Here is a 24230-nt window from a genome sequence, read left to right on the forward strand (position 1 = left end):
ATCCGGCGGGACCAACGGGGTCGAGGGGGGCGATGGGGCCAGGATCGGCCTGCGCTTCCGGGCCGACGGGCCCGAGGAGGCCGGAGTCGGCTTCCGCCGCCGAGCCGCCGGGTCCGACGGGAGCGAGGACGGGACCGATGCCACCAGGGCTCGCTTCCGCCGCCGATCCCACCGAAGCGAGGGCCGCCTCGGCCACGGATCCCACGGAACTGCCGTCCGCACCGCCTCCGAGCCGTACCGGGCCCCGGCCCGCGCCGGCCCCGGACCCCGCAGGACCGCAGTCCGGGGCGGCCTCCGGTCACTCGGGTCACTCGGAGCCGCAGCCCGCGTCGGCCCCCGCCCGGTCGGATCAGTCGGATCCGCAGTCCGCGTCGGCGTCCGGGGGCGCGGAGTCGCGGCCCGCGCCCGTGCCGGAGTCGAGCGAGCCGCCGCCCGTGTCCGGGCCGGACCCGGCGGAACTGCCGCAGGACCGCAGCCAGGCGATCCTGGAGGCCGCCAAGCAGATCGGCGCCCTCCTCAAACGCGCGGGTCACCCCTTCGCGCTCGCCGGCAGCGTGGCGGTCTACGCCCACGGCGGCAGCCGCTACCTCCAGCACGACGCCGACTTCGCGATCCTCCCCGAGGACGCCGAGGCGGTGGCCGCCACCCTGCGGGAGGCCGGACTCGGCGTACGGCTCCCGCCGGAGGACTGGCTGATCAAGACCACGTGTCACGGGCAGAACGTCGACATCATCTTCTCGCTGGCCCACCAGCCCGTCACCCGCGAGATGCTCGACCGGGCCCATGTCCTGCCGGTCGACTCGGTGCTCATGCCCGTCCTCAGCCCGACGGACCTGATCCAGAGCCTGATCAGCGCCTTCTCCGAGCACTACTGCGACTTCGGATCCGTCCTGCCGGTGGCCCGCGCCGTGCGCGAGAAGGTCGACTGGGACGCGGTCCGCGCGGCCTGCGGCGCCGAGCCCATGCCCGCCGCCTTCCTCTTCCTCCTCGAACGGCTGAACGTGATCGACGCCCAGGAGGGCCAGCCATGACCGACACGAGCCCGCCGCCCCCGTCGGCGGCCGGGAACCTGGACTACCGCGTCGCCCACCTCGCCGACCACCTCGCCTCCGGGGAGCTGGGGGAACTCGGTGTACGACTCGAACTGCGCGGCGACGTCGTCCTGCTCACCGGCACCGTGCCGTCCACCCAGTGCCGGGACGACATCCTGCGCATGGCCCGCGAGGAACTGGCGGGGCATCCCGTCCACAGCGACCTGCTCATCGCCGGGACCTCCTCGCCCGACCACGGAGAGGACCTGACATGATCCGCGTCGCGGCCGTCGGGGACATTCACATGGGCCCCGAGAGCCAGGGCACGCTGCGCTCCGCCTTCGAGACCCTGCCCGGGTGCGCCGACGTGCTGCTGCTCGCCGGCGACCTCACCCGGCACGGCACACCGGAGGAGGCCGCGGTCGTGGCCCGCGAGATCAAGGACCTCGGGGTGCCCGTCGTCGCCGTACTCGGCAACCACGACCACCACGACGAACGGCCCGAGGAGGTCACCGCGATCCTCCGGGACGCCGGCGCCCACGTCCTCGAAGGAGAGGCCGCCGTCGTCACCGCCGACGGCGCCCGGATCGGGGTCGCCGGGACCAAGGGCTTCGGCGGCGGCTTCGTCGGCCGCTGCGCCGGGGAGTTCGGCGAACCCCTCATGAAGGAGTTCGTCCGCTACAGCCGCCGGTGCGCCGACGGCCTGCACGGCGCCCTGAAGGACTTGGAGGAGCAGGACTGCGACGTACGGATCGCGCTGACCCACTTCTCCCCGGTGCCGGACACCCTGGCCGGGGAGCCGCTGGAGATCTACCCGTTCCTCGGCAGCTATCTGCTCGCCGAGGCGATCGACACGGCGGGTGCCGATCTCGCGGTCCACGGCCACGCCCACGCCGGCACCGAGCACGGCATGACCACCGGCGGGGTGCGCGTACGCAATGTCGCCCAGCCGGTGATCGGACAGGCGTTCCACGTGTACCACCTGCCGGGCACGGCGCCCTGACCCGAGGCCCGGTCCGTCCTGGACGGACCGGGCCCGTCAGGCGGCCGTGCCCAGGGCCTCGCGGCCGGTCACATCGCCGTCCTTGGCGGCCAGCGGCACCGGCACGGGCCCGCCCCGGCGGCGCACCAGCAGGCCCGCGCCGATCGACCCGGCGATGAGCAGTCCGCCCGCGACCAGGGCGCCGCGCGCCCCGGCCCACTCCATCAGCAGACCCAGCAGCGGCGGTCCGCCGAGGCTCCACACCGTGCCGATGCTGCTCCACACCCCGAGCACCCGGCCGCGCAGATGCGGCGGCGGGTCGGTCTGGAGCACGGCCGTACCGGCGGTGTCGGAGACGGACTCCACGACCGCCATCGGCAGCACGAGCACCAGCAGCACCGCCAGGGACGGCGACAGACCGGCCACCACCTGGAGCAGCGCGCCGGCCGCCGCGAGCAGGCCCACGGTCCGCACGGACGGCTTGCGCAGCCGGGCGCCGAGGACCGCGCCGATGATGCCGCCGACGGCCAGCACGGTGGACACCGTGCCGAACGCCCCGGCGCCGCCCGCGAGCGGCCCGGTGACCAGGACGGCGAGGGTCAGGCCGTAGTTGCGGCCGAAGACGGAGCTGAGGCCGGTGATGCCCGCGAGGGCGACCAGCCGGGGCCTGCGCACGAAGAAGGCCAGGCCCTCCCGCACGCCCATCTCCGCGCGGGCCGGTGCCTCCCGTGGCACGGCCGCCGCCCCCTCGGCGGCCCCGGCGGCCGGCCGCAGGAACGGCACCACCGAGGCCACGAACAGGAACGACAGCCCGTTGGCGGCGTACGCGGAGGCCGTACCCAGGAAGCCGACGGCGATCCCGGCCAGGGCGGTTCCGGCCAGCCGGCCCGCGCTGTGCACCAGCGCGCCCACCCCGATCGCCGAGGGCACGTCCGCCACGGGCACGAGATCGTTGCCGAGCAGGGCACAGGCCGGCCCGTCGACGGTGGCGATGACACCGGTCACGGCGGCCAGCACCAGCAGGGCCGTCATGTCGATCCGGTCCAGCGCCACGAGCAGCGCCGTGGTGAAGGCGACCGCGCCGAGCAGCGTCTGGCTGACGGCGACCGTCAGCTTCCGGGGCCAGCGGTCCACGACCGCGCCGCCGAGCAGGCTCACCAGCAGCGCCGGGGCCGCCTGGACGGACATCGACAGACCGGTTGCCGCGGCCGAGCCCGTGATGTGCAGCACCAGCAGGTTCTGCACGGTGAGCTGCATCCACGTACCGGCGTTGGAGACGAAGTTGGCCGCCGACCACCAGCGCATGCCGCGGTGGCGCAGGGAGCGCCACGGCGAACGGGAGGCCGGGGCGTGGGCGGAGAGGGGCACGGCAGAGGCAGAGGGCACGGCGGGGTACTCGACAACCAAGGGTCCGGAGAGACCGGCGGGCACCGTCGGGCCGGCTGCGTCGCACGGCCGGGCCGCCTGGTCAGGGCGCCGACCATGGTGGCAGACGGGACGGGCGAGTCGTCGCCACACCGGCCGCGGAACGGGCCCGAAAATCCGGGAAAACGCCCTCCGAGCAGGCCCGTCGCCCCCCGCGTGGGGTTCCTCACAGGCACATCCACAGGCGGATCGCCCGGAGGCCGCCCGGCTACAGGTTGATGGCGCGCATCCCCGCCTCGTCGTACCGCTCGCCCGCCGGCTCGGGCAGCTCCGCGTCGATCCGGGCCAGGTCGTCCGCGGTCAGCTCGATGTCGGTCGCGGCCGCGTTCTGCTCCAGGTAGGCGCGGCGCTTGGTACCCGGGATCGGCACCAGGTCCTCGCCCTGGGCCAGCACCCAGGCGATGGCCAGCTGGGCCGGGGTCACGTCCTTCTCGGCGGCGATCTCCTTGACCTTCTCCGCGAGCCGCAGGTTCGCCGCCAGGTTGGCGTCCGTGAAGCGCGGGTTCGTGCGGCGGTAGTCGTTCCGGTCCAGCTCCTCGGTCGAGGTGAAGCGGCCCGCGAGGAAGCCCCGGCCGAGCGGCGAGTACGGCACGAAGCCGATGCCCAGTTCCCGGCACGCGGGCAGCACCTCGGCCTCCACGTCCCGCGACCAGAGCGAGTACTCGCTCTGCACGGCGGTGACCGGGTGCACGGCGTGGGCGCGCCGGATGGTCTCCGCGCTCGCCTCGCTCAGCCCGATGTACCGCACCTTGCCCGCGGCGACCAGCTCGCCGAGCGCGCCGACCGTCTCCTCGATGGGCACGTTCGGGTCGACGCGGTGCTGGTAGTACAGGTCGATGTGGTCGGTGCCCAGGCGCCGCAGCGAGCCCTCCACCGAGCTGCGGACATGCTCGGCCGAGCCGTCCTGCGGGCCGACGGTGCTCATGTCGCCGGGCACGGCGCCGTCCATCCGGTAATTGAACTTCGTGGCGATCACATACTCGTCCCGGCGCCCCTTGACCGCCTCGCCGACCAGCGACTCGTTGGTGAGCGGGCCGTACAGCTGCGCGGTGTCCAGGAAGTCGATCCCGAGGTCCAGGGCCCGCCGGATGGTCGCGATCCCCTCCGCGTGGTCGGTGGAGCCGTAGAAGGCGGACATCCCCATGCATCCGAGGCCGATGGCCGACACCTGAAGATCCCGCAGACTGCGCTTGTGCATGGGGTTCCCTTTCGCACAGGGGTTGTCGTCTCACCGGCGACGCTACGAGCTGGAGCGCACTCGAAGTCAAGACGGACCCGGCATGCGGGTGGCGGGGCAGGGCGCGGCTCGCGGGGTCAGTGCCCGGGGAAGTCGGGCAGCCGGTCCCTGATCTCCAGCGCCTGCTGCCTGATCCGCTCCGCCTGGCCCTCGAGTTCCTGTGCCTGGTCGGCCAGTTCCTGAGTGATCGGCCGGCCGACGCCTTCGGCGACGGAGCGGAGAGACGGGCGTTGACTCGGACCCCGCGTGCGCGGCGGGGCCCCGGAGCCGTACGGTACGGCTCCGGGGCCTGCCGTGGTGGTGCCGGTCGCTAGTCGCGTGCCGCGCATGGGTCGCAGCAGGAAGGGGCCGGTTCGACGCAGATGGTGACGGAGTCGGTGTTGTCGGAGGTGTCCGGCTCGGTCTCGTTGCCGGTCACCGTGACGGTGTTGGTGAGCGGGCCCGCCTCCGTGGCCTTGGCGCGCAGGACGAGGGTCGCGGTGGCGACGTCGGCCACGTCGCCGACCGTCCACTCGCCGGTCGCCGGGTCGTACGTGCCGGACGCGCTGTCGGCGGACAGGAAGGACAGGCTGTCGGGGAGTTCGTCGGTGACGACGACGCCGGTGGCCTGGTTCGGGCCGGTGTTGCGGACGGTGATGCGGTACGTCACGGTCTGGCCGACGGTCACCGTGGTCGCGTCGGCCGACTTCGTCACGTTCAGGTCGGCCGCCGGAAGGACCTCGGTGACCTGCTCGTCGGACGTGGCGGTCAGCGGCTCCGGGGTGTCGCCGAGCCGGTTCTCGTAGGTGGCGGTCGCGGCGTTGGTGATCTGCGAGCCGCCGGCGGACCGGTCGATGACCACCCGGTACTCCACCGTGGTGCCCGCCGGGACGGTCTCGGTGCTGGGCAGACTGCCGCCCTGCCCGGCGCTCGCGCCGTTGCCCAGGTGGAAGACGACCCTGTTCGTCTCCTCGTCGAAGTACGCCTGGTCGTCGCCCTGTTCGTCGGTCTTCGGGCCCGTGTTCGGGCCGTCGACGATGCGCAGGGACCCGGGCACATACGTGGTGCCCTCCGGGATGTCGTCGGTCAGCACGAGGTTCTCCGCCGCGCCGCCGCCCTCGTTCTTCGCGGTGATGCGGTAGGTGATGACGTCACCCACCTCCAACGGCCCCACCGGGACGGCGGACTTGGTCAGCTCCACGAAGGGAGCGGTGCCGAAGAAGATGCCGTCGAGGAAGTTGCCCACGCTGCGGTTGCCGCCGGCAGCGGAGACGGACCGGAAGGAGAAGCGCGTCGTCGTCTGCCCCGCCGGGACGGTGTAGGTGCCGGTGTAGAAGCCCCAGGCGGTGGTGCCGTCGGTGAAGCGCTGCTGTTCCACCGGCGAGCCTGGCGCGCCGATGTCCAGGGCCATGGTGTCCTGCCCCAGCCGGCCACGGTGGTAGAGCCGCCAGTACAGGGTGGACCCGGGCGTGGTCGGCAGGTCCTGGTAGAGCGTGGAGACCTCGTTGGCGTTCAGCTCGGCGAACTGGGAACCGTCGGCCGACGGCACACCGTTGAATCCCGACCGCCAGATCTCGATCATGTGGTCGGACGCGGTGGTGAGCCAGCCCGGGACCCGCGTGGGCGCCTGTGTCTGCGAGGCGTCCGGCAGGATCGCCATGTCGGCGACGGGAGGCTGTTCGAAGCTGCCGTTGACGAGCGCGACCCGGAGCGGAGCGGAGGGAGGTGTGGTCATGGGTCTTCCCCTTGCGTCGGCGTTGCTGGAGTGCGCCCCCAACCGGCCGCACACGCGCCGGAGGCGACGCCGGAACGCCAGCCAGAGCAGCGCATGCGCGCGCCCCCGGGAAGAGATGGTCGAACGGCTCTCGCCAACCTGGTGCGGCGGGTTTCAACCACCGCCCACCGAGGCCGCTTTCAGCCGGTCGCCCGTCGCCGCCAGGTCCGTGCCACTCCAGTCACCCACGTATACGTGACACCAAGCGCCAGCTCAGCCGTGGCCGAAAACGCCTGCTCATCTCCGTACCGCTCACCCTTTCCCGGGATGAATTTCGGGGCGTGAAGTTGACGCCCTCGGTGCACGGCACCGCTGCCGTGCGCCGAGGGCGCTGAGCCGGTGCGCTAGGGGTTGAGTCGTACAGGCAGTTCGAAGAGGTCGTTCTGGGTGACCACCGGCTTGTTGCGCAGTTCGCCCGCCGGTACCGCGAGGTCCAGGTCCGGGAACCGGGCGTACAGCGCCGGCAGGGCGATGCCCGCCTCCAGCCGGGACAGGGCGGCGCCGGGGCACACATGCGGGCCGTGACCGAAGGAGATGTGCCGGTTGCGCGTCTCACGGGTGATGTCGAAGCTGCCCGCGGTCGGGCCGTGCGCGTTCTCGTCGCGCCCGATCGCGCCGTACGACACGATCAGCGCGTCCCCGGCCGGGATCACCTTGTCGCCGACCGGCACGTCCTCGGTCGCGAACCGGATCAGGACGTGCGAGGTCGGCGTGGAGTAGCGCAGCGTCTCCTCGATCACCGCGGACCAGTCGGCCCGCCCGGACAGCACCAGGGCGCGCTGCTCGGGGTGGGTGGAGAGGTTGACGACGGCGTTGACGATCAGCGAGATCGTCGTCTCGTGGCCCGCCGCCACCATCAGCTGGAGCGTGGAGACGATCTCCTCGTCCGTGAGCCGGTCGCCGTCCTCCGCCGCGAGGATCAGCGCGCTGGTCAGATCGTCGCCCGGCTCGGCCCGCTTCGCCGCCACCGTCTCGGCCATGATCCCCGCCAGTTCGGCGAGGGTCGCCCCGACCTCCTCGGGCGGGGTCTGGGTGGAGAAGAACTTCTCGAACAGCACCTTCAGCCGGGGCAGCCGCGCCTCCTCGATCCCCATCAGGTCGGCGATCACGTACATGGGCAGCGGATAGGCGAAGGCCGACTTCAGGTCGACGGTGCGGCCGTCCGCGGGCAGCGCGTCCAGCAGGTCCTGGGTGAGCTTCGCTATCCGCTCCCGCATCCGCTCCACCCGGCGCGGGGTGAGCGCCTGCGCGACCAGCGTGCGCAGCCGGCGGTGGTCGGCGCCGTCGACGGTGAGCATGGAGCGGCCCGGGTTGGCCAGGCCGATCAGCGGCCAGTCCGCGGGGATCTCACCGCGCCGCCAGGCCCCCCACACGTTGATGTCCTTCACCAGGCGCGGATCGGTGAGCAGCGCCTTGGCCTCGGCGTGGTGGGTGACGGCCCACACCGGTACGCCGCCGGGGAGTTCGACCGCGGCGAGCGGACCGGCCGCGCGCAGGGCCGTGCTCTCGGCGTCCAGGTCGGTGACGAAGGGGTCCAGGGCGATGCGGGGTGCTGCGGTACCGGTCGTCATCTGACGTGCCTCCCAGGGCTGGGGTCGTAAGTGCGCGGGTACGGCGCCGGTCCGGGGAGGACACCCCCCGGACCCCCGGCCGCACGACGCACCGGCCGGGGCGACGCGGGATCAGCGGGCTGGTACGGGGCTGAACCGGACGGGCAGTCTGGTCAGTCCTCTCAGCCAGGGCGAGGGCCGCCGGGTGAGGGAGTCGGCGGGCACCGCCAGATCGATGTCCGGCAGCCGGTCCAGCACCACCTCGATGCCGGTCCGCGCGATCACCTCGGCGACCTCCTGCGCGGGGAAGGGGCAGCGGTGCTCACCGTGGCCGAAGGAGAAGTGCGCGTTGTTGCCACCGGTCAGCTCCGAGGCGTCGGTGCGCACCTGCGGATCGGAGTTGGCGCCCTGCAGACCGAGCAGCAGCAGGTCACCGGCCCGGACGGCCCGGCCGCCGAGGCGGGTGTCACGGGCGGCCCAGCGGCCCGCCACGTTCTGGGTGGGCGTGTCCTCCCACAGCACCTCGTTCATCGCCTCGGCGACGCTGTTGCGCCCGCCGAACAGGGAGGCGGCGAACCGGTCGTCGGTCAGCATCAGCCGGAGCGAGTTGCCGATCCAGTCCGCGGTCGGCTGGTGCCCGGCCGCCATCATCACCATCAGGTCCTGGACGATCTCCTCGTCGCTGAACCCGCTGTCGTCGGCGAGCATCCGGGAGACCACGTCGTCCGCGGGCTCCTTCCTGCGGTCCGCGACCAACCGGGCCATGGAACCGGCCAGATGCGCCTGCCCGGCCAGCGCCCGCTCCCGGCCGTCGATCATGTCGTTCAGGGCGGTGACCAGCCCGGGGCCCTCCTCGTCGGAGAATCCGTAGAGCCGGGCCAGGACCCGTACCGGCAGCAGCATGGCGTACTGCGCGATCAGATCGGCCTCGCCCGCGGCGCACAGCGCGTCGATCAGCTCGTCCGCGAACCGCTCGGCGTGTCCGCGCATCTCGAACGGGTCCACCGCCTCCAGCGCGTTGCTCACCATCGCCGCGCGCTGCCGGTGCCGTTCGCCGACCGTGTAGAGGATCGACGGCTGCTTGCGCCCGATCATCGGCAGCAGCGGCCAGTCCGCGGGGATGTTCTCCCACTGGTTCCACAGGTCCGAGTCCCGGCTGAACAGCACGGGATCACCGGTGACCTGGTGCAGTTCCCGGTAGCCGAGCACCAGCCAGGCCGGGATGTCACCGTCGAGCAGCACCGGCACCACGGAGCCGTGGTCGCGCCGCATCTCCCGGTACAGGCGCGCGGGTTCGGTCTGGAACCGGGGTCCGCTGAGCGGGACGGCGTCGGGGGTGGTCACACGAACTCCTGTCGGGGCAGGCCCGCCCGCGCGGACGGGTCGGCGTACCGGTTCTTCACGTGCTGCACCAGCGTGATCAGCACCTGCTTGCCCGACTCCCGGGAGCGGGCGTCGCAGTCGACCAGCGGCACATGCGGATCCAGGTCGAGGGCCTCACGGACGTCCGCGCCGGCCCGTACCGGACCGCCGAAGTCGTTGCAGGCCACGATGAACGGCGTGCCGTGGTGCTCCAGCCGGTCGATGGCGTACCAGGAGTCGTCGATCCGCCGGGTGTCGACCAGGACGACCGCGCCGAGCGTGCCGGTGAACAGCCGGTCCCACAGGAACCAGAACCGCTCCTGGCCCGGCGCGCCGAACAGGTACAGCACATTGCGCGCGTCCAGGGTGATCCGGCCGAAGTCGAAGGCCACCGTGGTCGCGGACTTGCCGCGTACCTGGGCGATGTCGTCGATGGCCTCGCCGGCCTGGGTCATCGTCTCCTCGGTGTTGAGGGGACGGATCTCGCTGACCGAGCGGACCAGCGTGGTCTTGCCGACGCCGAAGCCGCCCACGACCACGATCTTGAAGCCTTGGTCGACGGTGGCACCCAACGGGGTACGCGCGTCAGAGGTTGCGTAGTCCAACGAGCACCTGCTCCAGGATGTCGGGATCGGTGATGGCCGGCCGGCGCGGGTGCCGGGCGCTGACCCGGCCCGCCGCCAGCAGATCGGACAGCAGGACCTTGGTGATGCTCACGGGCAGCCGCAGCTCGGCGGCGATCTCCACCACCGAGGTGGGGGACTGGGCCAGCTTCAGGATCGCCACGTGCTCCGACTGCATGCCGGCCGTCGGCTCCGACTCGGCGACCACGAGGGTGACCAGGTCGAAGGGGTTGTCGGGGTCGGACCGGCTGCGTCCCTGGGTGATGGTGTACAGCCGGTCCGGAGCGTCGTCGCGGCCCGGACGGTTCCTGCCGGGTCCGCTCATGACGTACGGGGCAGAGCGGTCAGGTACGTGCCGAGCTGCTCCACCAGTTCGCTCATGTTGTGCCCGACGACACCGGCGTCCGCGTCCTCGGTGGTGATCACGGCCAGATGGGCGCCGGCGCCCGCCTCCACGATGAACAGCACACCGCCGTAGAACTCGGTCATCGCCGAGCGCACCCCGCCGCTGCCGTCGCCGAACTCCACGGACGCGCCGTGCGACAGCGACTGGATGCCGGCGGCGATCGCGGCCAGCTGGTCGGCCTGGTCGACGCTCAGCTCCGGCGTCCGGCACAGCTTCAGCCCGTCCCGGGACAGCACGAGCGCGTGCCGCGCACCCGGGGTCCTCTCCAGCAGGCCCTCCAGGAGCCAGGTGAGCTTGTCGTCGGCGGTGGTCGGGCCGGTCATGAAGTGGTGTCGCCTTCCGGGTGCGAGTGGGTGTGCGAGTGGCTGGGCGTGTGCGGGTGTGCGGGTGCGGGGGAGCCGTGGTCACCGGTCCCGTACGGGCCGTGCTCATCGGTCCCGTACGGGGGCCGGTCGGCCGGCGCGGCGGTCCGGCTGTCGTCGGTCGGCCCGGCTACGGCGGCCCGGTCGTCCGGCGTCGGCGCGTGAGACGTGTCGGACGGGCCGGACGCGTCGGAGGGAGCGGACGGGCCGGACGGATCGGACGAGCGGGCCGGGGGCGCCTCCTACGGCGGCCCGGCCGCGGGCGCGGGCCGCGGGCTCGGCGGTGCCGACGGGCGGACGGCCTGGCGGAAGCTGCTGAACCGGGCGGCGCGGGCCTTGCCCTCCTCCGCGCTCGGCGCGCTGCGCGGCCCGCTGTCGGACGCGGACCGGGCGCGCTCGGCCTCGGCGAGCGTACGGCCCCGGCGCCGCTTGGGCAGCCCGGCCGGGCCCGGTTCGGCCGGCGCGGCCGATTCGTGGATCGGGGCGGCCTCCAGCGCGGGCGGCGCCGGTACGGGCGTCACGCTCTGCGCGGGCGTCGCGTGCTGCGCGGACGTCACGGCCTGCGCGGGCGGGACCGCGGCGGCCGGCTCGGCCGGGGCGGGGCCGGTCAGGATGGACTGCGGGATGAGCATCAGCACGCCTGTGCCGCCCCGCGCGGAGGGCCGGAACGACACCTTGAGCCCGTGCTTGCGGGAGAGGCGGCCGACCACGGCGAGCCCGAGCCGGGTGCCGGTCAGACCGCCCAGCCCGGAGACGTCCCCGGCGACCGCCCGCTCGGCGCGGCGCAGCTGCACATCGCCCATCACCAGCCCGCTGTCCTCCACCGACACGATGACCCCGGCCGGCACCTCCTCCACGTACACGTGGACCTCGGCCGTGGGCGGCGAGAAGTTCGCGGCGTTGTCGAGGAGTTCGGCGAGCGCGTGCATCACGCCCTCGGCGGCGTGTCCGGCGACGGCGGCCTCGCTCGTCGAGTGCACCCGCACCCGCCGGTACCCGGCGATCCGGCCCATCGCGCCGCGCAGGATCGACTCCATGCTGATCGGCCGCGCCCACCGGCGCCCCGAACGTGCCCCGGTGAGCACGGCGATGGAGTCCGCGAGCCGGCCGGCCTGGGCGGTGCGGTGGTCGAGGTGGAGCAGATCGTGCAGCACGTCCTCGTCGGTGTGCCGTTCCTCCATCGCCCGCAGGTCGGCGAGCGTGGCGGTGGCCAGGGCCTGCATCCGGGCGGCGGCGTTGGAGGTCGCCGAGATCGCGGCCGACCGCTCGCGCCGGGCCTGCTCCAACTCGCCGGCCAGCCGGGCGTTCTCCTGCCGGAGCCGGTCCAGCTCCCGGGTGCCCTCGGCGACCAGGCGGTCCCGTTCGGCGGTGAACGACTCCGTCAGCTCCGCGCGCTGCCGGGCCAGTTCGTCCACGAGCCGCTGCTGTTCCTGCTGTGCCTCCTCGGTCGTACGGGCCTGCTGCTGGAGCAGCCGTCCTACGTCCTGGGTGACACCCTCCAGCCGTTGCCGGGTGTCCCGCGCGGTGCGCCGCGCGTGCGCGGCCGTGGCCACCGCCACGCTGAGGACGACCGCCGCCACGGCTCCGCCGCCGGCGAGCGGGGTGCGTGCCGCGCCCGGTGCCACCGCCACGGCCGCGCAGACCGCGAGCGCCGACAGCACACCGGTGACGGCGAGGGCGGAGACGAACGTACGGAGGGAGGGTCGGTCGCCGGGATGCGTGGGCGCGGTCATCGGTCCGGTCTGGTCCTCATGCGGCTGGGAGACATGGCACAGGTCGTGAATTCGCGGTCACTATACGAGAGTTCGTGATCAAAAAAGAACAGAACCCCATGGGTTCAGGGTTTCCGCCGGTCATCCGTGCCGAGATGCCGGTACCGGGGGACGGATCAATGGGGGCGAAGGTTGCCTCTCGGTACCTGATTCCCATGGTGGGACTTGCCACCCTTTAAGGATCTTGACGCCCCTCTTCCGGATCGCTGAACTGTCACCGGTGATCGATGAAGGACCCACCCGGCGGGCCCGCACCGCGCTCGCCCGGCTCGTCCGGTGCGCCGGACGCACGCTGGGCACCGAGTGGCACGGCATCGTCGTCGACCCGGTACGGCGGCTCGCGCGGCGCGGCCTGTCCGGGCTGCTGCTCGCGTTCGTCGCCGCGTCCGGTGTCGTCTTCTTCCACGACATCGCCCAGCACCCCGCCGGAGCGGTGTGGGTACGAGGGCTCGGCGGAGTCCAGGCCGACCTGCCGCTGTGGCTGTCCCTGCTGCGCACCCCCGTGTCCCTGTACGTCCCGGCGCTCGACCTGCCGGTGTGGGCGGGCATCACCCAGCTGTTCCTCGCCTTCGCCCTCGCCGAACTGACCCTGGGCCGGGCCCGGACCCTGGTCATCGCCTACACCACCACCCTGGCCGGCACCCTCACCGCCCGGCTGATGATCGCCCTGGGCCCCGGCTGGTGGGGGTTCGGGCTGCCGCCCGAGGCCGGGCGGGTGCTCGACACCGGCCCCTCCGCGGCCGTGGTGGGCCTGTTCACCTATCTCGCGGTGGTCCGGCGCGCCCCCGTGGTGTTCACGCTGACCGGCGGATCGATGCTGTGGGAGTCCGTCGCCGTACCCAACCTGGCGGGCCGCGAACACCTGATCGCCGTGGCCGCGGCCGTCGTCCTCGGGCTGCTGCACGGCCGGGGCGAGCGGCTGCGCAGGGCCGTACGGTCCCGGCTCCGACGCCGGTCCGGCCCGGCGGGACCGGTGCCGCCGGTGACCGGCCGGCCCGGCGCGTCCTTGTGGCGCCGGCCACCCCGCCGGTGTGATGGTTTTCGCACCTCGACCCGTACGGGCAGCCCCTAGGGTTTGCCGCGAGTGACGGCAGGGCGGGCCGAGGCCAGGGTGTTCGTCGCCGGCAGGCAGCTGAAGGGAATCCAGGATGTTCCGCAAGGTGCTGGTCGCCAACCGTGGAGAGATCGCGATCCGCGCGTTCCGGGCGGGCTACGAACTCGGCGCGCGTACCGTCGCCGTCTTCCCGCACGAGGACCGCAACTCACTGCACCGGCTCAAGGCCGACGAGGCGTACGAGATCGGGGAGCCGGGGCATCCGGTGCGGGCCTACCTCTCCGTCGAGGAGATCGTGGCCGCCGCCCGCCGGGCGGGCGCCGACGCCGTCTACCCGGGCTACGGCTTCCTGTCCGAGAACCCCGAACTCGCCCGCGCCTGCGAGCGGGCGGGCATCACCTTCGTCGGGCCCGACGCGGACACGCTGGAGCTGACCGGCAACAAGGCGCGCGCGGTCGCCGCCGCCCGCGCCGCGGGCGTGCCGGTCCTCGGCTCCTGCCCGCCCTCCACCGACGTGGACGAACTGGTGCGCGCCGCCGAGGACATCGGCTTCCCCGTCTTCGTCAAGGCGGTCGCGGGCGGCGGCGGGCGCGGCATGCGCCGCGTCGAGGACCCGGACCGGCTGCGCGAGTCCATCGAGGCCGCCTCCCGGGAGGCCGCCTCCGCGTTCGGCGACCCGACCGTCTTCCTGGAGAAGGCCGTCGTGGAGCCCCGCCACATCGAGGTGCAGATCCTCGCCGACGGCGAGGGCAATGTCATCCACCTCTACGAACGCGACTGCTCGGTCCAGCGCCGCCACCAGAAGGTCATCGAACTGGCCCCCGCGCCCAACCTGGACCCCGGGCTGCGCGACCGGATCTGCGCCGACGCCGTCCGCTTCGCCCGCGAGATCGGCTACCGCAACGCCGGCACCGTGGAGTTCCTCCTCGACCGCGACGGCAACCACGTGTTCATCGAGATGAACCCGCGCATCCAGGTCGAGCACACCGTGACCGAGGAGGTCACCGACGTCGACCTGGTCCAGGCCCAGCTGCGCATCGCCGCCGGCGAGACCCTCGCCGACCTGGGCCTCTCCCAGGACACGGTCACCCTGCGCGGCGCCGCCCTGCAGTGCCGGATCACCACCGAGGACCCCGCCAACGGCTTCCGCCCCGACACCGGCCGGATCAGCGCCTACCGCTCCCCGGGCGGCTCCGGCATCCGGCTCGACGGCGGCACCACCCACGCCGGTACGGAGATCAGCGCGCACTTCGACTCGATGCTGGTCAAGCTCACCTGCCGGGGCCGCGACTTCCGGGCTGCCATCGGCCGGGCCCGGCGCGCGGTCGCCGAGTTCCGCATCCGCGGTGTGGCCACCAACATCCCCTTCCTCCAGGCGGTCCTGGACGACCCCGACTTCCAGGCGGGCCGGGTCACCACCTCCTTCATCGAGCGGCGCCCGCACCTGCTGACCGCCCGGCACTCCGCCGACCGCGGCACCAAGCTGCTCACCTACCTCGCCGACGTCACCGTCAACAAGCCGCACGGCGAACGGCCCGGGCTGCCCGATCCGCTGACCAAGCTGCCGCCGCTGCCCGCCGGCGAGCCGCCCGCCGGCTCCCGGCAGCTCCTCGTGGACCTGGGCCCCGAGGGCTTCGCCCGGCACCTGCGCGAGTCGCCGGTCCTCGGCGTCACCGACACCACCTTCCGCGACGCCCACCAGTCCCTGCTGGCCACCCGGGTACGCACCAAGGACCTCCTCGCCGTCGCCCCGGTCGTCGCCCGCACCCTGCCGCAGCTGCTCTCCCTGGAGTGCTGGGGCGGCGCCACCTACGACGTGGCGCTGCGCTTCCTCGCCGAGGACCCCTGGGAGCGGCTGGCCGCCCTGCGCGAGGCCGTGCCCAATCTCTGCCTCCAGATGCTGCTGCGCGGCCGCAACACCGTCGGCTACACCCCGTACCCGACCGAGGTCACCGACGCCTTCGTGCAGGAGGCCGCCGCCACCGGCATCGACATCTTCCGCATCTTCGACGCCCTCAACGACGTCGGCCAGATGCGCCCCGCCATCGACGCCGTACGCGAGACGGGCACCGCGATCGCCGAGGTGGCCCTCTGCTACACCGGCGACCTCAGTGACCCGGCGGAGCGGCTCTACACCCTGGACTACTACCTGCGCCTGGCCGAGCGGATCGTCGACGCCGGCGCCCACGTCCTCGCGATCAAGGACATGGCGGGTCTGCTGCGCGCCCCCGCCGCCGCCAAGCTGGTCTCGGCGCTGCGCCGCGAGTTCGACCTGCCCGTGCACCTGCACACCCACGACACCGCGGGCGGCCAGCTCGCCACCTACCTCGCCGCGATCCAGGCCGGCGCCGACGCGGTGGACGGGGCGGTGGCCTCCATGGCCGGGACCACCTCCCAGCCGTCGCTGTCCGCGATCGTCGCCGCCACCGACCACTCCGAGCGGCCCACCGGCCTCGACCTCCAGGCGGTCGGCGACCTGGAGCCGTACTGGGAGGGCGTCCGCAGGATCTACGCCCCGTTCGAGGCGGGCCTCGCCTCGCCGACCGGCCGGGTCTACCACCACGAGATCCCCGGCGGTCAGCTGTCCAACCTGCGCACCCAGGCCGTCGCCCTCGGCCTCGGCGACCGCTTCGAGGACATCGAGGCGATGTACGCCGCCGCCGACCGCATCCTCGGCCGCCTGGTCAAGGTCACCCCGTCCTCGAAGGTGGTCGGCGACCTCGCCCTGCACCTGGTCGGCGCCGGGGTCGCACCGGAGGCATTCGAGGCGGACCCCGGCACGTTCGACATCCCGGACTCGGTGATCGGCTTCCTGCGCGGCGAGCTGGGCACCCCGCCCGGCGGCTGGCCGGAACCGTTCCGCACCAAGGCGCTCCAGGGCCGTGCCGCGCCCAGGCCCGCGCCCGAGCTGACCGCCGAGGACCGCGAGGGGCTGGCCAAGGACCGGAGGCCGACCCTCAACCGGCTGCTGTTCCCCGGCCCGGCCCGCGAGTTCGAGACGCACCGCCAGTCCTTCGGCGACACGAGCGTGCTGGACAGCAAGGCGTTCTTCTACGGCCTGCGCCCCGGCAAGGAGTACGCCGTCGACCTCGAGCCCGGGGTCCGGCTGCTGATCGAGCTCCAGGCGATCGGCGAGGCCGACGAGCGCGGTATGCGCACCGTGATGTCCACGCTCAACGGCCAGCTGCGGCCCATCCAGGTCCGGGACCGGGCCGCCGCCTCCGACGTCCCGGTGACGGAGAAGGCCGACCGGAACAACCCGGGCCACGTCGCGGCGCCCTTCGCCGGTGTGGTGACCCTGGCCGTCGCCGAGGGCGACGCGGTCGAGGCCGGAGCCACGGTCGCCACCATCGAGGCGATGAAGATGGAGGCCGCGATCACCGCCCCGAGGGCGGGCCGTGTCGCCCGCCCGGCCATCAACCGCGTGCAGCAGGTGGAGGGCGGCGACCTGCTGGTGGAGATCGTCTGACGCGGACGAGCGGTACGGCCCACGGGGGCGGGCAAGGGCAAGGGCGTGGGCACGCGCCCGCGTCCGTGCCCGCCCCCGTATGTCCGCGCCGGCTTCCGTGCCCGAGCTCGTGCGCCCGCGCCGGTGTCCGTGCCCCTCGCGGCCGGTTTCCGGCCCGTGGCCGTCCGCCGTGGCCAGGCACGGGAGGCGTCGCGGTGGCGCCTTCGCGGCAGCGCCGCCGACGGGCCGCACTCGTCCGCCGACGGGCCGCATTCGTCCGCTGGCCGGATCGCCTCCCGCACCGCCGATTGGGCCGCATCCGTCCGCCGACGGGTCGTAGCCGTCCGCCGGCCGGGCTGCCTCCCGCACCGTCGGCCGGGCGCGCCACGCCGCCGACGAGCCGTGCGGCGCGCCGTCCGCCGGCCGCACCGTCCGAGCCCGCGGGTCCGCCGTGGCCGGTCCTGTGGCCGGTCGGGACGGGCGGGCGGTCCGGTCCGGCTCGGCTACAGGCGGCCGAAGTGGTACCGCAGGCGGGCCAGCAGCAGGTTCGGGTCGCGTGCGGTCCGGTAGGCCGCGCTCGGTACGTAGACCGTACGGCCGCGTACGGCGACGGCGGTCGGGCCGGCCAGCCCGTCCGCCTCGGTGAGGACGGCGGTGTGGCCGCCGTCGCGCCGGACGAGCACCACCTGGTCACCGCCGTTGACCGCGGCCAGGACGGTGCGGCCGGCGCCGGGGAAGGCGAAGTCGTCGATGCCGTCGAGCCCGCGCGCCCGGGTCTCCGGCGCCCCGGCGGAGCCGTCCTCGCCCACGGGGATGCGCAGCAGCGTCCCGCGGTCGGTGTTCGACACCCACACGGAACCGCGGTGGACCTTGACGCCGTTGGCGCCGAAGCTCCCGGTGCGCGAGGGACGCAGCTCCGTCCGGTGCGCCCAGGCGGTGGCCGGGCCGCCCGCCGCGGGCACGCGCCAGACGGTGCCGCGCACCGAGTCGGCGGCGTAGAGCACGCCCCGGCGCCCGTCGAGGGCCAGGCCGTTGGGGAACCCGTCGGGCGGCAGCGCGGCGATCTGCACCGGGGCGGCGCCGGGGGAGATGCGCCAGACACCGGTCGCCCGGGTGCCGGTGGCGTAGTTGACGTACAGCGTGCCGTCGTGGGCGCGGACGATCCCGGTGAGGGCGGCACCGCCCACGAGCGGGGTCCGCCGGCCGGCGACCGCGGGCAGCTCGGCGCGGGTGGTGCGGGTCCCGTCGGGGGCCACCCGGACGACCGTACGGGCGGAGGCGAAGGTGAGGTCGGCGGAGCCGTCGGGTTCCAGGGCGATGTTCTCGGGGCGCTGCCCGGCGGCCGGGTCGAAGCGGGCGACGACACGCGCGTCGCCGACGGGCGGCTCGGTCCCGGGGGCGGGCGCGGCGGCGACCAGGCCGAGTGCGAGCGCGGCCGTGGCGGCACCGGTCAGGCGGGGGCGTCGGGGCATGTGACCTCATTTCGGTCGGCGCGCGGGGCGCCGGCGTGCGGGGCCACACCAACATGACGGTGGACGGACCGCCGCCCGCGGGAGCCGGGGCCGCGGGTTCGCCCGCGCGGACCACCCGGGCGCGCCGTACGAGGCACACCCGGGCGGCATCCGGCCGCGGCGGCCCGTGGGGTAGCCCGCAGACGGGCGGTCAGTCCCAGAGCGGGTAGGTCATGACCTGCTGGTAGCCCTCCGGGCGGTCGCCCGGGTACGTGAGGCTGATCTGCGTGTAGCGCTCGACGCCCGGGTGTTCCTTCCAGGGCTTCGCGCCGCCGAGCCGCACGGTCACCGGGTAGGCGTGGAAGGTGCCGGCCGCGCAGTACGGCTCGCAGTCGTTGACGACGTTCACGCCCACGGCGGTGGCCCCGTCCGGGCTCCACTCGGACCAGCGCAGCCCGCTGAGACGGCTGTTTCCGTCGCCGCAGGCCAGGATGAAGTCGATGGGGCGTACGGTGCGCTGCCACAGGCAGTCGACCAGGACGGGCCGTTCCGCCCGGGTGTGGTGTGGCGCCGTGGAGTCCGGCGGACTGGCCGAGGCCGTCGTCATGGCCGCTGTCAGCAGGGCTCCCGCCGCCAGGGTGACCGTCGTTCCCACCACTGATGCGCGCATCGTCGCTCCCGCCCGTCGTGCTTGGTCCGAACGCGTGTCCCCGACGCTACGACCGTCCCGCCGTTCGCACCAGTCGCGCAGGTCGGACGGTATGCCGGGGATGTCCGGGAGGGTGGGACCCGTCGGCGGGCCCCGCCCTCCCGGGCTGTCGTGGTCACGTCACCGTGCGTCCGTCAGGCGCAGGGAGAAGCCGCGGTCGAGCGGCAGGCGGGCCGTGGTGACGGTCGTGACCCGGGTGGCGGGGTCGTGGGACCAGGCGGAGCGCGGGAGCCGGCGGCCGTCCAGCAGGACCTGAGCGGGCGCGGTATCGGCGCCGTGCACCGTGAACCGGTACGCCCGGGCGTCCACCTTGCCCGCGTAGGCGCCCCGGCTCGCGCCGACCGTCACGGTCGTGCCCCGGCCGTCGGCGCGCACCGACACCTTCTGCGTGGCCGCGGCGCCCCGGGCGAAGTCCCGGGTCACGCCGTCGTCCTCGTACAGCGTGTAGTGGCTGGTGCCGTGGGCGGCCGGGTACAGGTCCCAGTCCAGCTCGTGCCGGTCGCGGGTCTGCCAACTGGTCGTCCCCTTCGGCCACATGGGGACGATCGCGCCCTCGCGCACGAACAGCGGCAGGGTGTCCAGCGGGGCGTGGTAGCCGTCGAGCGTGGTCGGCCCCTGATAGATGCGCCCGGTCCAGTAGTCGGTCCAGGTGCCCTTCGGCAGATAGATGCCGTTGCGGGTGCCGGAGTCCTCGTAGACGGGCGCGACCAGGAAGTCCGGGCCGGAGAGGAACTCGTACTTCGCCCGCTCGCCCAGGGTGGCCGGGTCGTCGGGGTACTCCAGCCACAGCGGGCGCACCGCCCCCACGCCGGTCTTCGCCGCCTCGGCGGACAGCGTGTACATGTACGGCAGCAGCCGCTCCTTCAGCTGGAGGTACTTCCGGTTGACCGAGGTGTACGGCTCGCCGTCCCGCCACGGCTGCTGCTCGGCGGGCTTGCCGGTGGTGAGGTCGCTCGCCCAGCCGTCCATCGTCATGATGGCCGGCAGGAACGCCTTCCACTGCAGGTCGCGGGCGTACATCTTCGCGTCGTGGCGGTAGATGCTGCCGACGTCACCGGTGTTGTAGGCGATGCCGGACATCGTCGCGCCGGCGTACGTCGGGATCTGCCAGCGGATGTAGTCCCAGGACAGCTTCTGGTCGCCGCTCCACAACACTCCGCAGCGCTGGGCGCCCGCCCAGGACACCGGCAGCCAGACGAAGCCGCGGGCGTCGCTGTTGTCCTCGATGCCCTTCTTCGCGGCGTCGCAGGCGTCCAGCGCGAACTTGTAGCCGTTGCCGACCCAGGCCACGTCCAGCTTGGCCACCCGCTGACCCGCCTTGACCTGGTCGGCGAGCTTGTCGATGCCGTTCTCGGTCCACAGGCCGAGCTGGGCGTGGTGGTCCTGCAGGCCCTTGGCGGTCTGTTCCAGGTTCTCGTACCCGCAGCCGTACCCGTCGTTGACCAGCATCCAGCCGAGCGGCATCTCGTGCTCGGTGTAGCCGTCGGCGATCTTCAGGGCGTCCAGGGTGTGCCGCTCGCCCCGGTTGGCGTTGTGCAGGTAGCAGTCGGAGTCGCCCGGTTCCAGGCCGTACACCGGCGGCATGAAGGGGCGGCCCGCCAACGCCGTGTACTTGCCGATGACTTGCTTGGCATCACCGAGGAAGTAGTAGGCGTCGAACCGGCGTTCCTGCTGACCGGTCGTCACCGGCGAGCCGAAGGTGTACACGCCCGGCGCGAAGGTGTTGCGGAAGACGCCGTAGCCCGCGCTGGAGAGGTAGAACGGCTGGGAGTTGTTGTAGCCGCCCTCGTTCCAGTCGAAGCTGTTGGCCACGTACATCGTCCGGTCGCGGTGCGAGAAGCTGCCGTTCTGCTCGCCGCCGCCGAAGAACTGCTCCTCCGGGCCGCGCACGAGGCTCTGCCGCATCCCGCCGGTCGACCAGCGCAGCGGCTTGTCCTCCTGCCAGATCCGGGTGCGGTTGTCGGGCCGGTACAGCCCGAACCGCAGCGGCTTCTTGTACACGCGCAGCACGGCCTGAGGGGAGCGGATGCCGTAGTAGTCGCCCGCGTCGAAGGACGAGGTGCCGTGCTGGAGCGCGGGCCGCCGGCGCACGATGGCGGTGCCGGCCGGATCGCTCAGCGCGCCGGACGGGTCGGCCTGGAGCCGTAGTTGACCACCCGTCAGGAAGTCGGCGCGCGCCGTCAGCCGGCCGGCCGCGATCGTGTAGCTGCCGTCGCCGCCGGAGAAGGACGTGAGGTCCCCGGCGTCCGTGGTGGCGGGCAGATAGGCGGTGCCGGTGAAGGAGTTGTCGTGCACGTCGTACGGCACCACGAGCACGTGGTACGTCCCCGACGCGCGTGGGATCACCGTGGCCTCGGGGTCGGCGGTGCCCGCGCTGGAGGCCACCTGTTTGCCGTGGTCGTCGTAGACGTACAGGTCGAAGTCGTCGGAGGGGCGCTCCCAGCTGATGGACAGCGGGACGCCGCCCTCGGGGTTGTCGTTCCAGTAGCCGTCCGGCACCGACACGGTGAGGTCGAAACGGTGGCAGACCGTGCCGTCGGGGTCGGCGGCCTCGGCGGGGCACTTCTCGGGGCCGCCACCGGTTCCCTTGGCATAGACGGGGCTGCGCCAGCCGACGGTGGCGTGGGCGGGGTCCAGTACGGCGCCGGAGGCGGTGGTCGCGGCCTCGGCGGGTGCCGGGCCGGACAGCACGGTCGCGGCCAGGGCGGTCGCCAGCCCCAGCGGAACCCAGGCCGGCCAGGGCACACGATGTCGGAGTCTTCGCACGGCGGAACAGCTCCCCTCGCACCTTCGCGGATTGACTGTCCTGACTGACGTTGCTCACAAGCGCTTGAAACAAGCGTCAATCGAGCAACTTCACGCACGAAGCCTCGGGGTAGACGCAGGTACATGTCAATACCGGGGTGGTGGGTGGCGGGCGATACCGGGGGTGGGCGGCAGATACCGGGGTGAGTGCCGGGCGGCGGGGCGCCGCGCCCGGGCCGCCGTCTGCTGCATTGGCGGGACCCGGATCACCGGGTCGGGGGAGTGGGCCCGCGGCCGACGGGCCGGACCTGCGGGCCGGTGTGACGATCACAGCAAGGTGACACAGCGATCCCGGCCGTCAGCACGGCCGGTGGGAGGACCACACGATGAACTCCGCTCTCAAGCGCCTGCTCGGCGCCGGCGCGGCGGTGGCCACGGGCGCCACCGTCCTGCTCGGCACCGGCGCCGGCACCGCCGAGGCCGCCGGCCGCGCCCACTGCGACCGCGCCGAGCGCCCCATATGGAGTGAAGGGCCCAGCCGTAACGTGACCGCCCGCCACTGCGACGTACCGGACCAGGACCACCGCTGGTACACCGTCGAGTTCGACACCCTCGTACAGCCCCACCAGAAGAACGACTACGTGGACGGAGGCGTCGAGCGGACCGGCACCCTGCACGACAGAAGCATCAGGTGCCTGGGCTACACCACCGACAAGGACACGGTGAACTGGTTCGGCTGCCTGCCCCGCCTGAAGCACGTCTCCTGACCACGGCCGCCCGGGCCCCGCGCCCGTGGTCAGGCCGGGGGACCCGCGACGCGCAGCACCGCCGTCGCGGCCGGCGCACCGGCGCCGGCAGCAGCGGCGGGAGCGACGGTGCCGGTGGTGGAGGTGACGTCCGTCCACCAGTCGGCGCCGTCCTCGGCACAGCGCAGCAGCACCCCCTCGCGGATCGCCCAGGGGCAGACCACGGCCCGGGGCAGGCCCATCAGCTTCAGCGCGGTGTGCCCCACCACCGCCCCCGCCAGGCTCTGCGCGGCGCGCGGCGCGGAGATCCCCGGCAGCCGGGCCCGCTCCGCGGCGGGCAGCGCGGCCAGCGCGCGCACCGCCTCGCGCAGATCACCGCAGGCCAACTCCCGCTCCACGAACGGGCCGTGACGACCCGGAGGCGCCCCGCACAGCCGGGCCAGCTGCTGGAACGTACGGGAGGTGACGGCGACGGTACGCGGACGCTCCCAGCGGATCCGCGCGGCCACGTCCCGCAGTTCATGGCGGACCCGGCGGCGCAGCTCCTTCAGCTCCTTCGGCCCGGGCGGGTCCTGGACGGTCAGGTACTCCCTGGTCAGCCGGCCCGCGCCGAGCGGCAGGGACGCCACGAAGCCGGGCATCCTGCCCCGCCCGAAGGCCACCTCCAGCGAGCCGCCGCCGATGTCGAGCAGCGCCAGCGGGCCCGCCTTCCAGCCCAGCCAGCGGCGGGCCGCCAGGAAGGTCAGCTCGGCCTCCGTCTCCCCGGGCAGCGTGCACATGCGCACCCCGGTCCCGGACGCCACCCGGTGCAGCACCTCATGACGGTTCGGGGCGGCGCGGACCACCGTGGTCGCGAAGGCCAGCGGACCCGCCGCCTGCCATCTGCGGGCCGTGGCGCTCGCCGCGCCCACCGCCTCGACCAGCCGCCGCACCGCCTCGTCCGCGATCGTGCCGTCCGGGCCCAGGTGTTCGGACAGGCGTAACTTCCACTTGACCGTGTGCACCGGCAGCGGCACACCCCCCTCCACGTCCGCGATCACCAGTCGCACCGTGTTCGATCCCGCGTCCACCACGCTCACCCGCATGGCCGGGACGTACCCGTTCCACCGGCGCGATCACCCCTCGCACGAGGGGCGTTCCGGAGCACGCGCCTGCCGGGCCGCGCCCCGGGAGCGGCTCGCGCGGCAGTCCGCCGCGGACCAGTGGCGCGAGGCGCACGGGCCGGGGGAGAGCGGGCGCCCGTCCGGCGGCAGGGTGCGCGCACACCAGCCGCACACCACGTCCGCACCGGCCCCCGCCGCCCGCAGGGACGCGGCGGCCCGGACGGCGGTCTCGAACGGAACCTCCTCGACGACCGGCGCCGGGGCGGCGGACAGCAGCAGCGCGCTCCGCCAGGCACTCAGGCCGGTGACGGCACGCAGGACCCCGATCACCTCCCGCCTGCTGTCCCCGGCCCAGCCGGTGAGCACCACCGCGAAATCCGGTTCTTCCACCCGACCCTCCCCGTCCCGCCGGCTCTGTCCGGATCCCGCCCCCGTCCGGCCACCGCTGTCCTTGGATGGACGGGCCACCAC

Annotated in this window: 20 protein-coding genes and 1 pseudogene; 6 read left to right on the top strand and 15 right to left on the bottom strand. The window is 73.6% G+C overall.

The window, feature by feature from the left end; translation table 11 throughout:
• Nucleotides 1-434: 434 nt before the first annotated feature.
• From HB370_RS36210 to HB370_RS36220, 3 genes are read left to right on the top strand one after another with little or no spacing between them, the layout of a single operon-like run.
• On the top strand, nucleotides 435-1031 hold the full coding sequence (locus HB370_RS36210) for a nucleotidyltransferase family protein (protein ID WP_244405759.1): 597 nt from the start codon (nucleotides 435-437) through the stop codon (nucleotides 1029-1031).
• A complete protein-coding gene (locus HB370_RS36215; protein ID WP_030788268.1) occupies nucleotides 1028-1306 on the top strand; it encodes a BON domain-containing protein in 279 nt (92 codons plus the stop codon). Before HB370_RS36210 ends, HB370_RS36215 begins: the two co-directional genes overlap by 4 nt.
• Nucleotides 1303-2034, top strand: coding sequence for a metallophosphoesterase (locus HB370_RS36220; protein ID WP_030788271.1), 732 nt, complete (start codon nucleotides 1303-1305; stop codon nucleotides 2032-2034). The genes HB370_RS36215 and HB370_RS36220 overlap by 4 nt, the downstream gene beginning before the upstream one ends.
• A gap of 36 nt (nucleotides 2035-2070) precedes the next feature.
• Here HB370_RS36220 and HB370_RS36225 read toward each other — a convergent pair whose 3' ends face one another.
• From HB370_RS36225 to HB370_RS36270, 10 genes are all read right to left on the bottom strand, one after another.
• Nucleotides 2071-3399 (bottom strand): MFS transporter, encoded by a 1329-nt coding sequence (locus HB370_RS36225; RefSeq protein WP_280117778.1) that lies wholly within the window; start codon nucleotides 3397-3399, stop codon nucleotides 2071-2073.
• 247 nt (nucleotides 3400-3646) lie between these two features.
• Nucleotides 3647-4636: an aldo/keto reductase gene (locus tag HB370_RS36230; protein ID WP_030788276.1), complete on the bottom strand. Its 990-nt coding sequence runs from the start codon at nucleotides 4634-4636 to the stop codon at nucleotides 3647-3649.
• Between the two features lie 116 nt (nucleotides 4637-4752).
• A complete protein-coding gene (locus HB370_RS36235) occupies nucleotides 4753-5004 on the bottom strand; it encodes a hypothetical protein (RefSeq protein WP_030788279.1) in 252 nt (83 codons plus the stop codon).
• Complete coding sequence (locus HB370_RS36240) at nucleotides 4986-6389, bottom strand: DUF11 domain-containing protein (RefSeq protein WP_030788282.1); 1404 nt, start codon at nucleotides 6387-6389, stop codon at nucleotides 4986-4988. Before HB370_RS36240 ends, HB370_RS36235 begins: the two co-directional genes overlap by 19 nt.
• Nucleotides 6390-6772: 383 nt before the next feature.
• A complete protein-coding gene (locus HB370_RS36245; RefSeq protein ID WP_030788286.1) occupies nucleotides 6773-7999 on the bottom strand; it encodes a cytochrome P450 in 1227 nt (408 codons plus the stop codon).
• Between the two features lie 111 nt (nucleotides 8000-8110).
• Entirely contained in the window at nucleotides 8111-9322 is a 1212-nt protein-coding gene (locus tag HB370_RS36250; protein WP_030788288.1) for a cytochrome P450, read from the bottom strand.
• Nucleotides 9319-9912 carry an ATP/GTP-binding protein gene (locus tag HB370_RS36255; RefSeq protein ID WP_030788291.1) on the bottom strand — a complete coding sequence of 198 codons (594 nt, stop codon included), beginning with the start codon at nucleotides 9910-9912 and terminating at the stop codon, nucleotides 9319-9321. Before HB370_RS36255 ends, HB370_RS36250 begins: the two co-directional genes overlap by 4 nt.
• Nucleotides 9913-9925: 13 nt before the next feature.
• Nucleotides 9926-10288, bottom strand: a complete 363-nt coding sequence (locus HB370_RS36260; RefSeq protein ID WP_030788294.1) for a DUF742 domain-containing protein — start codon at nucleotides 10286-10288, stop codon at nucleotides 9926-9928.
• The gene (locus tag HB370_RS36265; protein WP_030611435.1) at nucleotides 10285-10692 is read right to left on the bottom strand and encodes a roadblock/LC7 domain-containing protein; all 408 of its coding nucleotides are present in this window, start codon (nucleotides 10690-10692) and stop codon (nucleotides 10285-10287) included. The genes HB370_RS36260 and HB370_RS36265 overlap by 4 nt, the downstream gene beginning before the upstream one ends.
• 281 nt (nucleotides 10693-10973) lie before the next feature.
• Nucleotides 10974-12464, bottom strand: coding sequence for an ATP-binding protein (locus HB370_RS36270; RefSeq protein ID WP_167513074.1), 1491 nt, complete (start codon nucleotides 12462-12464; stop codon nucleotides 10974-10976).
• A 259-nt stretch (nucleotides 12465-12723) separates the two neighbouring features.
• Here HB370_RS36270 and HB370_RS36275 point away from each other — a divergent pair, with 259 nt between their 5' ends.
• Both HB370_RS36275 and HB370_RS36280 read left to right on the top strand, forming a co-directional pair.
• Complete coding sequence (locus HB370_RS36275; protein ID WP_037702579.1) at nucleotides 12724-13575, top strand: hypothetical protein; 852 nt, start codon at nucleotides 12724-12726, stop codon at nucleotides 13573-13575.
• Between the two features lie 76 nt (nucleotides 13576-13651).
• A complete protein-coding gene (locus HB370_RS36280) occupies nucleotides 13652-17026 on the top strand; it encodes a pyruvate carboxylase (RefSeq protein WP_030788303.1) in 3375 nt (1124 codons plus the stop codon).
• A gap of 482 nt (nucleotides 17027-17508) precedes the next feature.
• Here the strand turns inward: HB370_RS36280 and HB370_RS36285 are convergent, their stop codons facing one another.
• The 3 genes and pseudogenes from HB370_RS36285 to HB370_RS36295 all read right to left on the bottom strand — a co-directional run.
• Nucleotides 17509-18477 carry a hypothetical protein gene (locus HB370_RS36285; RefSeq protein WP_030788306.1) on the bottom strand — a complete coding sequence of 323 codons (969 nt, stop codon included), beginning with the start codon at nucleotides 18475-18477 and terminating at the stop codon, nucleotides 17509-17511.
• A gap of 190 nt (nucleotides 18478-18667) precedes the next feature.
• A complete protein-coding gene (locus HB370_RS36290) occupies nucleotides 18668-19126 on the bottom strand; it encodes a hypothetical protein (protein ID WP_030788309.1) in 459 nt (152 codons plus the stop codon).
• Nucleotides 19127-19387: 261 nt separating this feature from the next.
• Nucleotides 19388-21427: pseudogene (locus HB370_RS36295) on the bottom strand (TIM-barrel domain-containing protein); the annotation flags it as partial.
• Between the two features lie 869 nt (nucleotides 21428-22296).
• On the opposite strand from HB370_RS36295, the gene HB370_RS36300 reads away from it, so the two are divergent.
• Entirely contained in the window at nucleotides 22297-22677 is a 381-nt protein-coding gene (locus HB370_RS36300) for a hypothetical protein (protein WP_030788315.1), read from the top strand.
• A 29-nt stretch (nucleotides 22678-22706) separates the two neighbouring features.
• Here HB370_RS36300 and HB370_RS36305 read toward each other — a convergent pair whose 3' ends face one another.
• Both HB370_RS36305 and HB370_RS36310 read right to left on the bottom strand, forming a co-directional pair.
• Nucleotides 22707-23741, bottom strand: a complete 1035-nt coding sequence (locus tag HB370_RS36305; protein ID WP_030788320.1) for a hypothetical protein — start codon at nucleotides 23739-23741, stop codon at nucleotides 22707-22709.
• A 30-nt stretch (nucleotides 23742-23771) separates the two neighbouring features.
• Nucleotides 23772-24149 carry a ribosomal protein L7/L12 gene (locus tag HB370_RS36310; RefSeq protein ID WP_051816023.1) on the bottom strand — a complete coding sequence of 126 codons (378 nt, stop codon included), beginning with the start codon at nucleotides 24147-24149 and terminating at the stop codon, nucleotides 23772-23774.
• Nucleotides 24150-24230 lie beyond the last annotated feature (81 nt).

The sequence above is a fragment of the Streptomyces sp. DSM 40868 genome (assembly GCF_011820545.1).
Taxonomy (GTDB): domain Bacteria; phylum Actinomycetota; class Actinomycetes; order Streptomycetales; family Streptomycetaceae; genus Streptomyces; species Streptomyces eurythermus.

Excerpts from the sequence above, each read along its gene's own strand:
- HB370_RS36215 (WP_030788268.1), top strand. The coding sequence starts at position 1,028 with ATGACCGACACGAGCCCGCCGCCCCCGTCGGCGGCCGGGAACCTGGAC.
- HB370_RS36220 (WP_030788271.1), top strand. The coding sequence starts at position 1,303 with ATGATCCGCGTCGCGGCCGTCGGGGACATTCACATGGGCCCCGAGAGC.
- HB370_RS36230 (WP_030788276.1), bottom strand. The coding sequence starts at position 4,636 with ATGCACAAGCGCAGTCTGCGGGATCTTCAGGTGTCGGCCATCGGCCTC.
- HB370_RS36235 (WP_030788279.1), bottom strand. The coding sequence starts at position 5,004 with ATGCGCGGCACGCGACTAGCGACCGGCACCACCACGGCAGGCCCCGGA.
- HB370_RS36240 (WP_030788282.1), bottom strand. The coding sequence starts at position 6,389 with ATGACCACACCTCCCTCCGCTCCGCTCCGGGTCGCGCTCGTCAACGGC.
- HB370_RS36245 (WP_030788286.1), bottom strand. The coding sequence starts at position 7,999 with ATGACGACCGGTACCGCAGCACCCCGCATCGCCCTGGACCCCTTCGTC.
- HB370_RS36260 (WP_030788294.1), bottom strand. The coding sequence starts at position 10,288 with ATGAGCGGACCCGGCAGGAACCGTCCGGGCCGCGACGACGCTCCGGAC.
- HB370_RS36265 (WP_030611435.1), bottom strand. The coding sequence starts at position 10,692 with ATGACCGGCCCGACCACCGCCGACGACAAGCTCACCTGGCTCCTGGAG.
- HB370_RS36270 (WP_167513074.1), bottom strand. The coding sequence starts at position 12,464 with ATGACCGCGCCCACGCATCCCGGCGACCGACCCTCCCTCCGTACGTTC.
- HB370_RS36280 (WP_030788303.1), top strand. The coding sequence starts at position 13,652 with ATGTTCCGCAAGGTGCTGGTCGCCAACCGTGGAGAGATCGCGATCCGC.
- HB370_RS36285 (WP_030788306.1), bottom strand. The coding sequence starts at position 18,477 with ATGCCCCGACGCCCCCGCCTGACCGGTGCCGCCACGGCCGCGCTCGCA.
- HB370_RS36290 (WP_030788309.1), bottom strand. The coding sequence starts at position 19,126 with ATGCGCGCATCAGTGGTGGGAACGACGGTCACCCTGGCGGCGGGAGCC.
- HB370_RS36300 (WP_030788315.1), top strand. The coding sequence starts at position 22,297 with ATGAACTCCGCTCTCAAGCGCCTGCTCGGCGCCGGCGCGGCGGTGGCC.
- HB370_RS36305 (WP_030788320.1), bottom strand. The coding sequence starts at position 23,741 with ATGCGGGTGAGCGTGGTGGACGCGGGATCGAACACGGTGCGACTGGTG.